17 protein-coding genes are annotated in these 15,751 nt (G+C 68.8%); 11 read left to right on the forward strand and 6 right to left on the reverse strand.

The window, feature by feature from the left end; translation table 11 throughout:
- The first annotated feature begins 37 nt into the window (after window positions 1-37).
- The gene (locus tag LG380_RS09810; RefSeq protein WP_225764872.1) at window positions 38-376 is read left to right on the forward strand and encodes a hypothetical protein; all 339 of its coding nucleotides are present in this window, start codon (window positions 38-40) and stop codon (window positions 374-376) included.
- Window positions 377-409: 33 nt separating this feature from the next.
- Here the strand turns inward: LG380_RS09810 and fghA are convergent, their stop codons facing one another.
- Genes fghA through LG380_RS09830 form a run of 4 tightly spaced genes read right to left on the reverse strand, consistent with a single transcriptional unit; the run spans window position 410 to window position 2,996 of the window.
- A complete protein-coding gene (fghA, locus tag LG380_RS09815; RefSeq protein WP_225764873.1) occupies window positions 410-1,243 on the reverse strand; it encodes an S-formylglutathione hydrolase in 834 nt (277 codons plus the stop codon).
- Window positions 1,243-1,572 carry a DUF3658 domain-containing protein gene (locus LG380_RS09820; protein ID WP_225764874.1) on the reverse strand — a complete coding sequence of 110 codons (330 nt, stop codon included), beginning with the start codon at window positions 1,570-1,572 and terminating at the stop codon, window positions 1,243-1,245. Before LG380_RS09820 ends, fghA begins: the two co-directional genes overlap by 1 nt.
- 10 nt (window positions 1,573-1,582) lie before the next feature.
- A complete protein-coding gene (locus tag LG380_RS09825; RefSeq protein WP_225764875.1) occupies window positions 1,583-2,692 on the reverse strand; it encodes an S-(hydroxymethyl)glutathione dehydrogenase/class III alcohol dehydrogenase in 1,110 nt (369 codons plus the stop codon).
- 28 nt (window positions 2,693-2,720) lie between these two features.
- A complete protein-coding gene (locus LG380_RS09830) occupies window positions 2,721-2,996 on the reverse strand; it encodes a metal/formaldehyde-sensitive transcriptional repressor (protein ID WP_225764876.1) in 276 nt (91 codons plus the stop codon).
- A gap of 132 nt (window positions 2,997-3,128) precedes the next feature.
- Between LG380_RS09830 and LG380_RS09835 the strand changes: the two genes are divergently transcribed.
- From LG380_RS09835 to LG380_RS09865, 7 genes are all read left to right on the forward strand, one after another.
- Window positions 3,129-4,364 carry a hypothetical protein gene (locus LG380_RS09835; protein ID WP_225764877.1) on the forward strand — a complete coding sequence of 412 codons (1,236 nt, stop codon included), beginning with the start codon at window positions 3,129-3,131 and terminating at the stop codon, window positions 4,362-4,364.
- A 483-nt stretch (window positions 4,365-4,847) separates the two neighbouring features.
- Complete coding sequence (locus LG380_RS09840) at window positions 4,848-6,956, forward strand: TonB-dependent siderophore receptor (RefSeq protein WP_225764878.1); 2,109 nt, start codon at window positions 4,848-4,850, stop codon at window positions 6,954-6,956.
- A gap of 25 nt (window positions 6,957-6,981) precedes the next feature.
- Complete coding sequence (locus LG380_RS09845; protein WP_225764879.1) at window positions 6,982-7,287, forward strand: iron uptake protein; 306 nt, start codon at window positions 6,982-6,984, stop codon at window positions 7,285-7,287.
- Window positions 7,288-7,299: 12 nt separating this feature from the next.
- A complete protein-coding gene (locus tag LG380_RS09850) occupies window positions 7,300-8,967 on the forward strand; it encodes a PepSY-associated TM helix domain-containing protein (RefSeq protein ID WP_225764881.1) in 1,668 nt (555 codons plus the stop codon).
- On the forward strand, window positions 8,960-9,292 hold the full coding sequence (locus LG380_RS09855; protein WP_225764882.1) for a DUF3325 domain-containing protein: 333 nt from the start codon (window positions 8,960-8,962) through the stop codon (window positions 9,290-9,292). Before LG380_RS09850 ends, LG380_RS09855 begins: the two co-directional genes overlap by 8 nt.
- A gap of 66 nt (window positions 9,293-9,358) precedes the next feature.
- The gene (locus LG380_RS09860; protein WP_225764883.1) at window positions 9,359-10,111 is read left to right on the forward strand and encodes a DUF72 domain-containing protein; all 753 of its coding nucleotides are present in this window, start codon (window positions 9,359-9,361) and stop codon (window positions 10,109-10,111) included.
- Window positions 10,104-10,835 carry a DNA-formamidopyrimidine glycosylase family protein gene (locus tag LG380_RS09865; protein ID WP_225764884.1) on the forward strand — a complete coding sequence of 244 codons (732 nt, stop codon included), beginning with the start codon at window positions 10,104-10,106 and terminating at the stop codon, window positions 10,833-10,835. Before LG380_RS09860 ends, LG380_RS09865 begins: the two co-directional genes overlap by 8 nt.
- Before the next feature lie 15 nt (window positions 10,836-10,850).
- Here LG380_RS09865 and LG380_RS09870 read toward each other — a convergent pair whose 3' ends face one another.
- The gene (locus LG380_RS09870) at window positions 10,851-12,215 is read right to left on the reverse strand and encodes a glutamate--cysteine ligase (RefSeq protein WP_225764885.1); all 1,365 of its coding nucleotides are present in this window, start codon (window positions 12,213-12,215) and stop codon (window positions 10,851-10,853) included.
- A 225-nt stretch (window positions 12,216-12,440) separates the two neighbouring features.
- Entirely contained in the window at window positions 12,441-13,073 is a 633-nt protein-coding gene (gene yihA / locus LG380_RS09875; protein WP_225764886.1) for a ribosome biogenesis GTP-binding protein YihA/YsxC, read from the reverse strand.
- A 177-nt stretch (window positions 13,074-13,250) separates the two neighbouring features.
- Here yihA and LG380_RS09880 point away from each other — a divergent pair, with 177 nt between their 5' ends.
- From LG380_RS09880 to LG380_RS09890, 3 genes are all read left to right on the forward strand, one after another.
- A complete protein-coding gene (locus tag LG380_RS09880; protein WP_225764887.1) occupies window positions 13,251-14,063 on the forward strand; it encodes a c-type cytochrome in 813 nt (270 codons plus the stop codon).
- 87 nt (window positions 14,064-14,150) lie between these two features.
- The gene (locus tag LG380_RS09885; RefSeq protein WP_225764888.1) at window positions 14,151-14,798 is read left to right on the forward strand and encodes a thiol:disulfide interchange protein DsbA/DsbL; all 648 of its coding nucleotides are present in this window, start codon (window positions 14,151-14,153) and stop codon (window positions 14,796-14,798) included.
- A 105-nt stretch (window positions 14,799-14,903) separates the two neighbouring features.
- Window positions 14,904-15,737, forward strand: a complete 834-nt coding sequence (locus LG380_RS09890) for a thiol:disulfide interchange protein DsbA/DsbL (protein WP_225764889.1) — start codon at window positions 14,904-14,906, stop codon at window positions 15,735-15,737.
- Window positions 15,738-15,751: the final 14 nt, after the last annotated feature.

Genomic DNA, 15,751 nt, shown 5'->3' on the forward strand with positions numbered 1-15,751 from the left:
CGCCCACCCGGGGCGCGGCATCCGCAAGGAGGACCCGATGCCCGTGAAGTATTCCATCGCACTGCCCAACCCCTCGCTGGCCCGCGGCGCTGACCCGGACCTGTCCTTCAGTGCCAATGGCGCCGAAACCTTTGCCGAACAACTGCAGGATGCGCTGCGCTCGTCGGCGCTGTTCGAGCGCTGGCGTGACCGCCAGCCGGATCCGGACCAGGTTGACCCCGCCCTGGGTGCGGTCGACCCGCAGGCCGTGGTCACCGGCAAGCAGCAGGACCTGCGCATCAGCCTTGTCGCCACCACCTCGCTGCCGGGCGAGATCTTCAAGCAGCGCATGCGCCTGCTGGCCGGCTCGCACTGGGAACTGCGCGACGTGCGCTGAGCCGGGGCTGCCGCCCCGGCCCATGGTCAGGCCTCAAGCGGCGAAGGCGCGCGCGTGGTGCGCGATGTGTTCGCCGATGAAGCTGGCGATGAAGTAGTAGCTGTGGTCGTAACCAGGCTGCAGGCGCAGGGTCAGCGGATGACCGGCCGCGTCGGCAGCCTCCTGCAGCAGCTGCGGACGCAGCTGTGTTTCCAGGAACTCATCGGCATCGCCCTGGTCCACCAGCAGCGGCAGCTTGCTGCCGCCACGGCGCACCAGTTCCACCGCATCATGGTCCAGCCACGCCTGACGGTCCTCGCCGAGATAAGCGGTGAAGGCCTTCTGGCCCCACGGCACCTGGCTGGGCGCGACGATCGGCGAGAACGCCGACACGCTGCGGTAACGGTCAGGGTTGCGCAGGGCAATGGTCAGCGCACCATGGCCGCCCATGGAGTGACCGGCGATGCCCCGCACCTGGCTCGCGGCCGGATCGGCTTCCACCCAGGCCGGCAGCTCGTCGACGATGTAGTCGTACATCCGGTAGTGCGGTGCCCACGGCTTGCGCGTGGCATTGACGTAGAAGCCCGCGCCCTTGCCCAGGTCATAGCCTTCGGCATCGGCCACCTGCTCGCCACGCGGACTGGTGTCCGGGGCGACCAGGATGATGCCGTGCTCGGCGGCGTAACGCTGCGCGCCGGCCTTGGTGATGAAGTTCTGCTCGGTGCAGGTCAGGCCGGACAGCCAGTACAGCACCGGGCACGGCCCCTGCTGCGCCTGCGGCGGGAAGTACACGCCCACCGTCATGTCGCAGCCCAGCACCTCGGACCGGTGCCGGTACACGTCCTGCCAGCCGCCGAAGCAGGCGCGGTGTTCGATGCGCTCGGTCATCACTCCGCTCCCGGTTTGGAGGCCAGGCGGATCTCGCCGGCCTTCGGATCCTCCAGGTTGCCCCGGGCCTCGATCCGTCCCTCGTCGGCCAGCGCGAGGATCCGGCTAGCGTAGAACGCCTCCGGGATTTCCTCGTACTCGTCCGGCGCGGCGATCAGCACGCCGGTGGTGACCAGGCCAACCTTCTTCCACTCGCTGCCGAGCTTGGACAGGATCGCCTTGTCGATCCTGCCGATATCGCGCTCGCCCAGCCGCGCGATCGCCGCGCGGGCTTCCTCGTTGTCTTCCTTCCCGGACAGTGCCGCGGCCAGCGCATCCTTGTTCACCATGACGGGGCCCTCAGTAACGGATCACGGAACGGATCGACTTGCCTTCGTGCATCAGCTCGAAGGCGTCATTGATGTCGTCCAGGCCCATGGTGTGGGTCACGAACGGCGCCAGCTCGATCTTGCCGGCCATCGCGTCCTCGACCATGCCCGGCAGCTGGCTGCGGCCCTTGACGCCACCGAAGGCTGTGCCCATCCACTTGCGGCCGGTGACCAGCTGGAACGGACGGGTGGAGATTTCCTGGCCCGCGCCGGCCACGCCGATGATCACGCTCTGGCCCCAGCCGCGGTGTGCGCATTCCAGCGCCGCGCGCATCACGTTGACGTTGCCGATGCACTCGAAGCTGTGGTCCACGCCCCAACCGGTCATCTCGACGACCACCTGCTGGATCGGCTTGTCGTGCTCCTTCGGATTGATGCAGTCGGTGGCACCGAACTGCCTGGCCAGCTCGAACTTGGACGGGTTGGTGTCGATGGCGATGATGCGGCCGGCCTTGGCCTGGCGCGCGCCCTGGATCACGGCAAGACCGATGCCGCCGAGACCGAAGACGGCCACGCTGTCTCCTTCCTGCACCTTGGCGGTGTTGTGCACCGCGCCGATGCCGGTGGTCACGCCGCAGCCGAGCAGGCAGGTGTGCTCCGGATTGGCTTCCGGGTTGACCTTGGCCAGCGAGACTTCGGCGACCACGGTGTATTCGGAGAACGTCGAGCAGCCCATGTAGTGGTAGATCGGCTGGCCGTTGTAGCTGAAGCGGGTGGTGCCATCGGGCATCACGCCCTTGCCCTGGGTGGCGCGCACGGCCACGCACAGGTTGGTCTTGCCGCTCTTGCAGAACAGGCACTCGCCGCACTCGGCGGTGTACAGCGGGATCACGTGGTCGCCCGGCTTGACCGAGGTCACGCCCTCGCCCACTTCCACCACGACGCCGGCGCCTTCGTGGCCGAGCACCACCGGGAACAGGCCTTCCGGATCGTCACCGCTCAGGGTGAACGCATCGGTATGGCAGACGCCGGTGTGGGTGATCCTGACCAGGACTTCGCCGGCCTTGGGCGGGGCGACGTCGATCTCGACGATCTGCAGTGGCTGGCCAGCGGCAAAGGCAACGGCGGCACGGGACTTCATGGGCAACTCCTGGTTCGGGTACGAAGGATCATTTGAGGTAGCGGCGCACCAGCTCAAGCAGGGCTTCCACGCCCTGCTCGCGCTGCTGCGGCGAGGTCGCCGGATGCGCGAGCTCCTCGCGCAGGTGGCTTTCCAGCACCTGGGACATCAGGCCGTTGACCGCGCCACGCACCGCCGCCAGTTGCTGCAGCACCGGCGCGCAGTCGGCACCTTCGGCCAGCGCCCGCTCCAGCGCGTCCAGCTGGCCGCGGATGCGGCGCACGCGCGCCAGCGCCTTGTTCTTTTCGGCAGGGGAATGGGGCACGGTCGACCACCGGTGATGGTACTGGGGGGAAGTATAGGGGCGACGTCAACGGAACGCGACCGCCGATGCGCGTGTCCGGTTCCGGCCTGATTCCACGCTTTAGGAAGACCAGCACCATCGAATGGATTCCCCATGAAACCGCGCGTCCTGAGCCTGACCATCGCCACGCCCCTGCTGCTCGTGCTGCCGGCCAGCAGCGCGCAACAGGCCGGACCGCCCACCCAGGTCTGGATCGACGTCGCCACCCACCAGATGTCCGGCATGCCGGACATGGGCGCGCTCGGCGGCATGGCGGCGCGGATGATGGCCGGCGCCGGCGCAGGCCAGCTGCAGTATCCGGATACGCGCTTTCCGACCGGCAGCGGCAAGTTCCTCGACGTCGCCCTGCACAACCGCCTGAATCCGGGCGCGCCGGCCGAGCAGGCAGTACCGGCGGGACTCGGACTGGGCGCCACCCTGCCCCTGCTCCCGCCCACCGAACGCCCACCGGCGCCACGCGGCAACCAGCCCGGCAGCGAGATCGGCCACATGGCGGACGGGGAGATGCGGATGCTGTTCTACTGGGGCTGCGGCGCCGGGGTGCGCTCCGGCCAGCCGCGCGAATTCAGCGTCAGCGTCAAGAACGGCAAGGTCCAGGTCAGTGGCGAACCGCAGCAGGGACGCTATGCCCCCGACCGCGACATCGATCCGGATCCCTCCTACGCGCTGTGGCCCAACCGCCAGGCCCGCCAGCGAGCGCCGGCCAATGCCTCGCTGGTGGGCGCGCATCGCATCACCGGTGCCGGCGTGCCGGAATCGCTGAAGTTCGAACTGACCCGCAGCGCCGACTTCATGCCGGCCATTGCACTGACCAGCAGCGGCTCCCCGGCCACCGCGATCGAGGTGAACTGGAAGCCGGTCGACAACGCCCGCGCCTACTTCCTGCACGCAGTGGGCATGCGTGGCCGCGACATGGTCATGTGGAACAGCGCCGAGGTCGCCGACGCCGGGCAGGGCGTGATGCAGTACCTGGGCGGGTCGGTGCTGGAGCGCTGGATCAAGGAAAAGGTGCTGCTGCCGGTCACCATCACTTCATGCACGATCCCCGGGGGCATCTTCGGGGAGGAAGGCGCCGGCATGCTCAACATGATGGCCTACGGCCCGGAGACCAACATCGCCTGGCCGCCGCGTCCGGCCGATCCCAAGGCGGCATGGAAGCCGGAATGGAACGTACGCGTGCGCACAAAATCCACCGCCAGCGCGATCCTCGGCATGGACCTGAGCGGGGCGATGCAGGACAGCGCCGATCCCGAACGCGCCGACCAGCAGGACGCACCCGAGGACGGCAAGACCAAGAAACTGCTGCGGGGGCTGCTGCGCAGGCTGTAGCGGAAGACCCAGCGCCCGGACTGTGGCCCACCTGCCCGCGCCGCCCTGCCGCAATGGCTGCGCTGCGCTGTACGAGACGGGTACCCAGACGTGGAAGATCGCCTGGAATCCGGGCGATCCCAAGGCGCTTGCCAAGGGCAGTCCGGCATCTTGACCACCCGGAAGCTCTGCTGACATGTGGATCTGGCTACCGGCCGGTCCCCCGCCTTCCAGGAGCCTCGCCTACCACGGTGACCTTCCCAGCGTCCGCGCGTGCCCTCCGCCGGGCAGCTTGTGGTTGAAAAATGCGAATCATTCGCATCTAATGCGTTCTCCGACGTACGCCGCCACGCGGGCCGCCCCAGCACGGGACAGCCGGACCGCCCAGCCCCAGGCGCACCCCTCTTTCCGTCCGTCAGGTCCCTCATGTCCCGCATGCGCTCTACTGTCCTGCCCGTCCGTGCCTGCCCTCGCCTGCGCGCGCCCGGCCCCGCCGCTCCCCTGTTGCGCGCCGCCATCTGCGTGGTCCTTGCCGCGCCTGCCGGTGCCATGGCCCACGGCGATGACGCCGCCGGCTCCCTGGCCACGCCGCAGGAGCTGGATGCGGTCACCGTCGTTGCCCAGCGCGCGAATCGCGCCAGCAACGGTGCCACCAATCTGGACCTGGCGATCAAGGACACGCCGCAGTCGATCTCGGTGGTCGACAGCGAACAGATGGCGCGCTTCGGCACCGACAGCCTCAACGAGGCCCTGCGCCTGACCACCGGCATCCAGGTCGAGGAGTGGGAAACCAACCGCACCAACTTCACCGCGCGCGGTTTCGACATCGCCAACACCCAGATCGACGGCATCGGCCTGCCCAACAGCTGGGGCATCGTCACCGGCGCGCAGGACACCTTCGGTTATGAGAAGCTCGAGGTGATCCGCGGCGCCAACGGCCTGCTCACCGGCGTGGGCAATGCCGCGGGCACGATCAACTACGTGCGCAAGCGCCCGACCAACGAGCGTGCCGGCTCGCTGGACGTCAGTTACGGCTCCTGGGCCACCACCCGCGTGCAGGCCGACTACTCCACCCCGTTCACCGATACCGGCATGTGGGCCGGGCGCGTGGTCGCCGCCCACGAGCAGGGCGATTCCTACCTGCGCGGCAAGGACGACGAGCGCGACTTCCTCTATGCGGTGGTCGATGGCCAGGTCGGCGACAACGGTACCCTGGCGCTGGGCTATTCCTGGCAGGACGGCCGCACCGACGGCAACATGTGGGGCGCGCTGGGCTTCATGTACAGCGACGGCACCCAGGCCGAGTGGGACCGGAGCGCGTCGACCACCCAGGACTGGACGTTCTGGGACACCACCACCCGCACCGGCTTCATCGAATACACCCACCAGCTGGGCACGGACTGGCAGCTGCGGCTGTCCTACAACCGCCGTGACATCCGCAACGACGAGCGCCTGTTCTACGCCACCGATGCCGCGGGCACCGGCCTGGAGCCGGGCACCAACCTGGGCCTGTATGGCTATCCGTGGGGCGGCGCCGACCGCTTCAGCGCAGACCTGGCCACCGCCACCGTCAACGGCCGCTTCCAGCTGTTCGGCCGCGAGCACGAGGCGATGACCGGCGTCAGCTGGTCGCGCAGCGAAACCATCAGCAACCAGTACGCCGAGGCCTCCTGCGGCGGCCTGCCGTGTGGCTACTCCCCCATGCCCGGTTTCCCGTGGGCCGGCGACGTGGTGCCCGAACCGGTGTGGGGCACGCTGTCGACCTTCAGCACGCTGGACGAACGCCTGGCCCGCGGCTACGGCGCCGCGCGGCTGGCGCTGGGCGAGCGGCTCAAGGCGGTGGTCGGCGTCAACTGGGCGCGCTACCACCGCGACGGGATGAACTACGGCGTGGCCTTCGACCAGACCGAAAGCCAGACCAGTCCCTATGCCGGTCTGACCTTCGACTTCTCCGCCGACGTGCTCGGCTATGTCAGCTATTCGGACATCTACCAGCCGCAAAGCCAGTCCGACATCGATGGCCGCTACCTCGATCCCACCAAGGGCTCCAATTACGAGATTGGCCTCAAGGCCGAGTGGCTGGACAAGCGCCTGCTGACCACGCTGGCCGTGTTCCGCGCCGAACAGCAGGGCCTGGCCACCGGCGCCGGCTACAACGACCGCGGCCAGTTCTATTACGAGGGCGTGGACGTCACCTCCAGGGGCGTGGAGCTGGAAGCCACCGGCAGGATCGGCGACCACGTGGACGTGGTTGCCGGCTACACCGCGCTCAAGCTTACCGGACAGGATGGCGATGACACCTACCGCTGGGTGCCGCGGCGCACGGCTAACCTGCTGCTCAGCGCGCGCCTGCCGGCCTACACCGCGCTGTCCTTCGGCCTGGGCGGTCGCTGGCAGAGCGCGATCTCCAACGTCGAAAGCAACGGCTTCACGGTGCGCCAGGACCGCTATGCGGTGCTCAACGGTTTCGTTGCCTGGGACTTCGTCGACAACGCCACGCTGCGGTTGAACATCAACAACCTCGGCGACGAGAAATACATCAACACGCTGCGCTACAGCGGTTTCTACGGTCCACCGCGCAACTACACCCTGAGCCTGGACTGGCGCTTCTGAGCCAGTGCCGACAGGAGCCACCGCCATGTCCGCCAGCCTCCCCCATCGCCACATCACCCTGCATGTGCTCGTCCGCGTCAGCACGGCCGTGCTGGGCGGCTACGCCCTTGCCTGGGGCCTGATCGCCGCCAGCGCCAGCCTGCTGTTTGCCGCCGGCATGGATTTCCACGATGCCGAGTTCCTGGCCAGCCTGATCGGCCTGCTCGCCTTCCTGGGCGTGTTCCTGTGGGCCTTCGCCGCGCGCCGGGCGCGCACGGTATGGACAGTGCTGGTCGTGGCCGCCCCGCTACTGGCGGCGCTGGGCTCGTTCGTGCAGTCGCAACTGGTCTGAGGAGGAACGAGCATGTTCCAGAGCTTCCGCCAGGCGATGGCCTGGGTGCATACCTGGTTCGGACTGGTGCTGGGTTTCGTGCTGATGTCGGCGTTCTTCTTCGGCGCGCTGTCGGTGTTCGACCGCGAGATCGACCGCTGGTCCATCCCGTCCACGCGTTTCGATCCGCAGCCGATGCCCTCCTACGAGCAGATCCTGCGCCCGGCGTTCGAGCGCATGCAGCCCACCGCGCAGGCGGTCGAGGCGATGCGCCCGCGGGTCAACGGACCGATGCCCGGGCGCTACGACACGGTGGCCAGCTGGAGTGCCTACACCACCCACCGCGATCCGGTGCTGCAGCTGTTCGCCGGCTACCAGGTGCCGAACGCGCGCGATCCCGGGGAGCTGATCTGGGCCTACGCCACGATCGACCCGCGCAATGGCGCGCCACTGCCCGACGACCGGCTGAAGCTGGGCAGCGGCTTTTTCTATCCGATGCACTACAGCCTGACCCTGGAATGGAAGAACCTGGGCATCTGGATCGTGGGGTTCTCGGCGCTGGTGATGCTGGCCGCGCTGGTCACCGGGGTGGTGATGCACCGGCGCATCTTCCGCGAGTTCTTCACCTTCCGCCGGGACAAAGCCCCGCTGCGCAGCGTGCTGGACCTGCACAACCTGACCGGCGTGGTGGCGCTGCCGTTCCACTTCTTCTTCGCCCTGACCGGCCTGCTGATCTTCGCGGCGACCTACTACTTCCCGCTCGGCCATACCCAGCTGCACGACCTGCACGAGCTGCACGCCGAACGCGAAGCCCACGCCACCGGCCTGCCGCACCAGCGCGCCGGCGTGCCGGCCGGGCTGGCCAATGTCGATGCAATGGTGGCCGAGGCCCGTCAGCGCTGGCACGACAGCGGCAAGGCCGGCGACGTCGGCTTCCTGGTGCTGCAGCACGTGGGTGATGCCAACGGCTACGTCAGCGTGTACCGCGCCGGTACCGACCGCATCGCCCTGGTCGGCGATGGCATCCATTTCAATGCCGCCAGCGGCGCGCTGATCCGCGAGGACCCGGCGCCCACCGCGGCCGGGCGGATCAGCCAGTTCCTCACCGGCCTGCACCTGCAGCATTTCCGCCACTGGTTGCTGCGTTGGCTGTACGTGCTCGGCGGGCTGGCCGGCGCGGTGTGCCTCGCCACCGGCTTCGTGTTCTTCGTCGAGAAGCGCAAGCGCCAGCACGCCCTGCAGGGCAGCCAGGGCGCGCGCATCGTCGATGCGCTGGCGGTGACCACGGTGACCGGCATGGTGCTGGCCACCCTGGCCATCCTGGTCGCCAACCGCCTGCTGCCCGAGGACCTGCCGGCGCGTGGCGACTGGGAGCGCTACGCGTTCTGGGGCAGCTGGGCGCTGGCCCTGGTCCATGCGGGCTGGCGTAGCGCCGCGGTGGCGCGTGGCCTGGCCAATCCAGCCTGGCGCGAGCAGTGCGTGGCGATCGCGGCACTGGCCCTGGCCGCGCCGCTGCTCAATGCCGCCACCACCGGCGACCACCTGCTGCGTACCGTGCACGAAGGCAACTGGGCCATTGCCGGCATGGACCTGGCGCTGCTGGCCACTGCCGTTACCGCGGCGCTGGTGGCGCGGCAGCTGTTCCGCCGCCGTGCGCGCACCCATGCCGCCGGCCTCGCCCTGGAGGCCAGCCGTGGCTGAGCCGGCGATGGGCGCGCTGCTGTTGCTGGGCGCCACGCTGGCCGCCGTCGCCGGCATGGCGTGGTGGGCGCTGTCGCTGCCGGTCCACGCGCAACAGGTCTGGGGATTGGCCATCCCGCCCAGCCAGTCGCGCGTGCTGCGTGGTCTCGGCACCGCCGGGCTGCTTGCCTCGCTGGTGCTGTGCCTGTGCGCCGACCACGCCTCCATGGCGGTGCTGGTGTGGTTCATGAGCCTGGCCGGCGCCGCCCTGGCCGTGGCCTTCACCCTGAGCTGGCGACCACGCTGGCTGGGCGTGCTCGCGCCGTGGACGCACATGCGGCGTTGACCAGCGCTTCGCCGGCCACTCACGTCCGCGCCGGAATACTGGCCGCCTCCAGCGTGGACCAGGATCATGGGTGGCATTGCGGTGGGTTGTGCGGGCTGGTCGATCCCGGGCCAGTACCGGGACCTGTTCGGCGAGGGCGAGAGCATGCTCGCCCGCTACTCCACGCGCTTTGCCGTGGCGGAGATCAACTCCTCGTTCCATCGCCCGCACCGGCCCGACACCTATGCCAGGTGGGCGGCCGCAGTGCCGGCGGCGTTCCGCTTCTCGGTGAAGCTGCCCAAGCTGGTCTCGCACGAACTGGCGCTGCGCGGCACCGGCCCGGCGCTGGACCGCGTCCTCGATGAATCACAGGCGCTGGGCCGCAAGCTCGGCGGTTACCTGCTGCAGCTCCCGCCCAGCCACGCGTTCGATGCGCGTCGGATGTCCAGTTTCCTGCGCGTGTTCCGCCGCCGCAGCGATGCGCCCCTGGTATGCGAACCGCGCCACGCCAGCTGGTTCACCGACGCCGCTGCGCAACTGCTGGACGACCACGACGTCAGCCGGCTGGGCGCGGACCCGGCGCGGGTCAGCGAGGCCGCGCAGCCGACGCCGCATTCTTCCTGGCCCTACTGGCGCTGGCATGGCTCGCCACGGATGTACTACAGCAGCTATTCCGACGCCGAGCTGGAAGCGCTGGCCGCAACGCTGGCCGCACGCACCACGCGCGCGCCCCGGGCCTGGGTGATCTTCGACAACACCGCCCACGGTTTTTCCATCCCCAATGCCCTGGCCCTGCAGGCACTGCTGGCCGGCACGTCGCAGGAGCGCCCCCATGCCTGAAGGTCCCTCGCTGCTCATCCTCGCCGAAGCGGCGGCGAAATTCCGCGGCAAGACCGTGCGCCGCGCCAGCGGCAACAGCAAGCTTGACCTGACACGCATGGAAGGCCGCCGCGTGGTGGCGATACGCAGCTGGGGCAAGCATTTCCTGCTTGAATTCAAGGGCTTCAGCATGCGCGTGCACATGCTGATGTTCGGCTCCTACCGGATCGACAAGGACAAGGACGCCCCGCCTCGCGTGTCGCTGGAATTCGACAACGGCACCTTGAACTTCTACTCATCCTCCATCCGCTATATCGAAGAGCCGCTGGACGAGGTGTATGACTGGCGCGGCGATGTGTTGAACCCGGCGTGGGATCCGAAGCTGGCGCGCAAGAAGCTCAAGGCCGCGCCGGACATGCTGGTGTGCGACGCGTTGCTGGACCAGGACATCTTTGGCGGCGTCGGCAACATCATCAAGAACGAGGTGCTGTACCGCATCGGTGTGCATCCATCGAGCAGCGTGGGTGCGCTGCCACCGCGCACGCTGGGCAGGCTCATCGCCGAAGCGCGGCAATACAGCTTCGATTTCCTCGAATGGAAAAAGCAGTTCGTGCTGCGCAAGCACTGGCTGGTGCATACCAAGCGCACCTGCCCGGGTTGCGGCGGACCGATCACCAAGACCTACCTGGGCAAGACCAACCGCCGCACCTTCTTCTGCGAGCGCGACCAGGTGCTGTACCGCTGACCCGGTCCGCCCGGCTCAGTAGGCGAACTCGCTGAACACCCGGTCGATGTTGCCCTGCCACGGGCCATGGAACAGCTCGAGCTTGCGGTCGGCCGCGGACTTTCCGGAATCGACGATCTCCTGCAGCACGTCCAGGAAATGGCTTTCGTCCTGGCCGTCGGCGTTGCGCTCGGCGCGGCGGCGCAGGCCGGCCACCGAAATCTCCAGCGCCTCGCGCGCCAGGTCCAGCAGGGTGCCGTTGCGGAACGGCAGCTTGAGCCCATGCCTCGGCGCGCCATCGCGCAGCGCGTGGCGCTCGGCCACGCTGAAATCCCTGACCAGGTCCCAGGCCGCATCGAGCGCAGCATCGTCATACAGCAGGCCGACCCAGAACGCCGGCAGCGCGCAGATGCGGCTCCACGGGCCGCTGTCGGCACCGCGCATCTCCAGGTACTGCTTCAACCGCACTTCCGGGAAGGCGGTGGTCATGTGGTCGGACCAGTCACGCATGGTCGGCAGCTCGCCCGGCAGCGCCGGCAGACGGCCATCCAGGAAGTCGCGGAAGCTCTGCCCGCTGGCGTCGATGTACTGGCCCTTGCGGTAGCTGAAGTACATCGGCACGTCGAGCAGGTAGTCGACATAGCGTTCGTAGCCGAAGCCATCCTCGAACACGAAGTCGAGCATGCCGGTGCGGGCGGCGTCGGTATCGGTCCAGATGTGCGAGCGGTAGCTCTGGAAGCCGTTGGGCTTGCCCTCGGTGAACGGCGAATCGGCGAACAGCGCGGTGGCCACCGGCTGCAGCGCCAGCGACACGCGGAACTTGCGCACCATGTCCGCTTCGGAGGCGAAGTCCAGGTTGACCTGCACCGTGCTGGTGCGGGTCATCATGTCCAGGCCCAGCTTCCCGACCCTGGGCATGTAGGCACGCATGATCCTGTAACGGCCCTTGGGCATCCACGGCATGTCATCGCGCGCCCACTTGGGCTGGAAGCCCATGCCGAGGAAACCCAGCTGCAGCTCGCCGGCCACCTGCGCCACCTCGTCGAGATGGGTCCCGGTTTCCACGCAGGTCTGGTGGATGGTCTGCAGCGCGGCGCCGGACAGTTCCAGCTGCCCGGCCGGTTCCAGCGAGACCGAAGCGCCATCGCGCAGCAGGGCGATGACATGGCCGTTCTCCTGCACCGGCTCCCAGCCGAAGCGGACCAGGCCGTGGAGCATGGCCTCGATGCCGCGCTCGCCTTCGTAGGTGGGCGGACGCAGGTCATCCAGGCGGAATCCGAACTTCTCGTGCTCGGTGCCGATGCGCCAGTCCGCGCGCGGCTTTTCGCCCTTGGCCAGGGACTGGATCAGCTGGTCGCGCACGGTGATGGGCGTATCGGCGGCGTGGCTGGGGCTCGACAAGGGAAGGCTCGCAGGAAGGTCCGGGCGGGGGATGTGGGGACCGGCCCCGGGCATCGCAAGCCGGCACTATATCTCGGGCCCGCCACGCCACCGAGGGGCGTGCGCGGCCCACTGCATCCCACCGGCATCACCAGAACGGCAAGTGCCGCGTCCGGCCCGGCGCGCATGCTGCGGCCACCGGCATGACGCCGCAGTGATCAACCCCCCACTGCGGGGCGGGACCGCTCAGGCCGTGGGTTCTGCCGGCGCTGCCGGGGCACCCAGGCCGAGCCAGCCACCGATGATCTGGCGGGCTTCGTCCACACCCTGGCGCGATTGACTGGAGAAGGTCTGCACGCTGACGGTGTCGCCAAAGCGCGAGGCCAGTTCCTTCTTTACCTTCTGCAGGGTCTGCATCTGCTGGCCGCGGCCCAGCTTGTCGGCCTTGGTCAGCAGCGCGTGCGCCGGCAGGCCGCGCTCGACGGCGTAGCCGAGCATCTGCAGGTCGTAGTCCTTGAGCGGATGGCGGATGTCCATCACCACCACCAGGCCCTTGAGCGCCTCGCGGTTGCGGAAGTACCGGTCGATGAAGGCCTGCCAGTGCGCCTGCAGTTCCAGCGGCACCTTGGCGTAGCCGTAGCCGGGCAGGTCGACCAGGTGCGCTTCGGGGGTGACCCGGAAGAACACCAGCTGCTGGGTGCGGCCGGGCGTCTTGGAGACGCGCGCCAGGGCGTTGCGACGGGTAAGCGCATTGAGCGCACTGGATTTGCCGGCATTGGAGCGACCGGCAAAGGCGACTTCGGCGCCCACGTCGTCGGGCAACTGGCGGGCGTTGTGGGCCGAAAGCAGGTATTCGGCGCGTTCGAGGAGCTGTGACATATGTGTAGGATCGCATGCCGCGGCGGCCAGCGCCCGTGCCACGCCCCCCCGGGACAGGCGGGCGCGCCGGGCCGCCTGGCCGTTTTGCTGCACTGCTTCGTTGACCGGGCGGCAAAACGCCACTGATAATCCGGCGGTGCCGGTGGCTACCCCATCCGGCCCATACGGAGCCTCAGCATGCGCCACGCTCGCGTTCTTGCCGTTACCGTTTTCGCCGTACCGCTGCTTGCCGCCGTCGCCATCGCGCAGACGTCGGTGACCCCGATCCCGGACAACGCCCCGGTCCAGACCGCGTCGCTTGAGATCGATTTCTCCAGGACCCACTGGGGTGACGCCGAGGCTGGCACGGCCAAGGCCGCCGCCTGCGCCGCCTGCCATTCGGCCGATGGCAACTCCAGCGTCGAGATGTACCCGCGCATCGCCGGGCAGAACGAACGCTATGCCGCCAGGCAGATGGCCCTGATCGCCAACGGCCAGCGCCGCACTGGTGCGGCCGCGGCGATGGTGCCGTTCGTGCAGGACCTCACCGCACAGGAGATGCGCGACATCGCCGCCTACTTCGCCACGCAGAAGTCCGGCGCCGGCATCGCCGACGACAGCCCGGTGGCCGAGGGCCCGTATGCGGGCATGAAGTTCTTCGAGATCGGCCAGAAGCTGTACCGGGCCGGCGACGCAGAACGCGGCATCCCGGCCTGCATGGCCTGCCATGGCCCGACCGGCGCGGGCAATCCGGGCCCGGCCTACCCGCACGTCAGCGGCCAGCATGCGTCCTACACTGCGCGCCGGCTGCAGGAGTACCAGGCCGGCACCACCGACGAGATCGACACCGCCCACTTCCAGATCATGGCCCAGGTCGCCAAGCCGCTGACCCCGGACGAGATCCAGGCACTGGCCAGCTACCTGCAGGGCCTGCACGACCGCGCCGACGATGTCGAAGCCGAGGCGGCCACTGCCCAGGCCGGTACCGGCATGTCGCCGCAACGTTCCTGATCCTGCCGGTCGCCACGGCGACCCGGCAGGCGTTGTTCCCCGGAACGCCGGCCTCTGGGCCGGCGTTCTCTTTCCCACGGAGAAACCATGAAGCTTGTCCCCCGCCTGATCCTGATGCTGCTGGCGCTGGCGCCTGCGGTCACCCTTGCCGAAGACGCCAAGGCGCTGGTCGCCGATCGCGACTACCAGGTGATCGCCACTCCCGCCCGCTACACCGCCGAGGATGGCCGCATCGAGGTGGCCGAGGTTTTCGGCTACACCTGTGGCCACTGCGCCCACTTCGAGCCGATCCTGCAGCCATGGGTGGCGCGGCTGCCCAAGGACGTGCGCTTCGTGACCGTGCCGGCGGTGTTCGGCGGCCACTGGGACGCCTACGCCCGTGCCTACTTCGCCGCCGAGGAACTGGGCGTCGTCCACAAGACCCACGGCGCGGTGTTCGAGGCCATCCACCAGCGCGGCACCCTGCCGGTGCAGAACGTGTCGGCGCAGGAACTGGCCAGCTTCTACGGGGGCCTTGGCGTGGACCAGGCCCGCTTCGTGCAGGCCCTGCGCAGCGACAAGGTCGACGGCAAGCTCAAGGCCGCGCGCAGCTTCGCGGTCAATGCCGGGGTGCGCGGTACCCCCAACCTGGTGGTCAATGGCAAGTACCTGGTCCGTGGCAGCAGCTTCGAGGACGTGCTTCGGATCACCGATGCGCTGGTGGCCCGCGAGCGCGCCGCCAGGCGCGGGCGTTGACCACGAAGTCACGCCACCGCTCCTGCCCGGCTTCATAATGTGTCCCTGAAACCCGGGGCCGGAACCACGCCGGCCCCGCCTTTCGCTTCCTGCTGGAGATCCTCGATGAAGACCCGTTTCGCCCTCGCCCTGCTGGCCCTGTTGCCGATCATGGTCGCCTGCAAGGCCCAGGATGGTTCCGCCGACACCGCTCCGGCAACCAACACCCCGGCCACCAGCGAACCGGTCCAGCCGGCTGGCACCGACGCCACTGCCGACAGCGCCGACGAGGCCGCTACGGACACCGCACCGGCCGAAGGCGGCGAGGAAGCCCCGGCCCAGGCCGCCGCCCCGGTTCCGGCCCAGTCCCAGCCGGTCGGCCCGGCGCCGGTCGCCGGCACCGACTACGTGGTGATCGAGGGCGGCCAGCCGTTCCAGCCCACCGCCGGCAAGATCGAGGTGGTCGAGATCTTCGGCTACGTCTGCCCGGCCTGCTTCCGCTTCCAGCCGCTGATCGGGCCGTGGAAGGCCGGCCTGCCGTCGGACGTGAAGTTCACCTACGTGCCGGCGATGTTCGGCGGCACCTGGGATGACTACGCACGCGCCTTCTATGCCGCCGAGACCCTGGGCCTGCAGGAAAAGACCCACGAGGACATGTACGCGGCGATCCACATCCAGCAGACCCTGAAGGGCGAGCGCGGCCGTGACTCGGTCGAGGACATCGCCGGCTTCTACGGCAAGCACGGCGCCGACGCCAAGCAGTTCGCCCAGACCATGGCCAGCTTCTCGGTGGCGGCCAAGACCAACCGTGCCAAGCAGTTCGCCACCCGCAGCAAGATCACCGGTACCCCGTCGCTGATCGTCAACGGCAAGTACCTGGTCAAGGGTCGCAGCTTCGAGGACATGCTGCGCATCGCCGACCACCTGATTGCCAGCGAACGCGCCGCCCAGGCCAACTGACACGCGCACAGCCG

Source organism: Stenotrophomonas sp. Marseille-Q4652 (assembly GCF_916618915.1).
GTDB lineage: Bacteria > Pseudomonadota > Gammaproteobacteria > Xanthomonadales > Xanthomonadaceae > Stenotrophomonas.

What these genes read in the sequence shown, in the direction of transcription:
- LG380_RS09820 (WP_225764874.1), bottom strand. Translation starts at nt 1,572, where the DNA reads ATGGTGAACAAGGATGCGCTGGCCGCGGCACTGTCCGGGAAGGAAGAC.
- LG380_RS09880 (WP_225764887.1), top strand. Translation starts at nt 13,251, where the DNA reads ATGCGCCACGCTCGCGTTCTTGCCGTTACCGTTTTCGCCGTACCGCTG.
- LG380_RS09810 (WP_225764872.1), top strand. Translation starts at nt 38, where the DNA reads ATGCCCGTGAAGTATTCCATCGCACTGCCCAACCCCTCGCTGGCCCGC.
- LG380_RS09885 (WP_225764888.1), top strand. Translation starts at nt 14,151, where the DNA reads ATGAAGCTTGTCCCCCGCCTGATCCTGATGCTGCTGGCGCTGGCGCCT.
- LG380_RS09835 (WP_225764877.1), top strand. Translation starts at nt 3,129, where the DNA reads ATGAAACCGCGCGTCCTGAGCCTGACCATCGCCACGCCCCTGCTGCTC.
- LG380_RS09850 (WP_225764881.1), top strand. Translation starts at nt 7,300, where the DNA reads ATGTTCCAGAGCTTCCGCCAGGCGATGGCCTGGGTGCATACCTGGTTC.
- LG380_RS09860 (WP_225764883.1), top strand. Translation starts at nt 9,359, where the DNA reads ATGGGTGGCATTGCGGTGGGTTGTGCGGGCTGGTCGATCCCGGGCCAG.
- yihA (WP_225764886.1), bottom strand. Translation starts at nt 13,073, where the DNA reads ATGTCACAGCTCCTCGAACGCGCCGAATACCTGCTTTCGGCCCACAAC.
- LG380_RS09865 (WP_225764884.1), top strand. Translation starts at nt 10,104, where the DNA reads ATGCCTGAAGGTCCCTCGCTGCTCATCCTCGCCGAAGCGGCGGCGAAA.
- LG380_RS09825 (WP_225764875.1), bottom strand. Translation starts at nt 2,692, where the DNA reads ATGAAGTCCCGTGCCGCCGTTGCCTTTGCCGCTGGCCAGCCACTGCAG.
- fghA (WP_225764873.1), bottom strand. Translation starts at nt 1,243, where the DNA reads ATGACCGAGCGCATCGAACACCGCGCCTGCTTCGGCGGCTGGCAGGAC.
- LG380_RS09845 (WP_225764879.1), top strand. Translation starts at nt 6,982, where the DNA reads ATGTCCGCCAGCCTCCCCCATCGCCACATCACCCTGCATGTGCTCGTC.
- LG380_RS09890 (WP_225764889.1), top strand. Translation starts at nt 14,904, where the DNA reads ATGAAGACCCGTTTCGCCCTCGCCCTGCTGGCCCTGTTGCCGATCATG.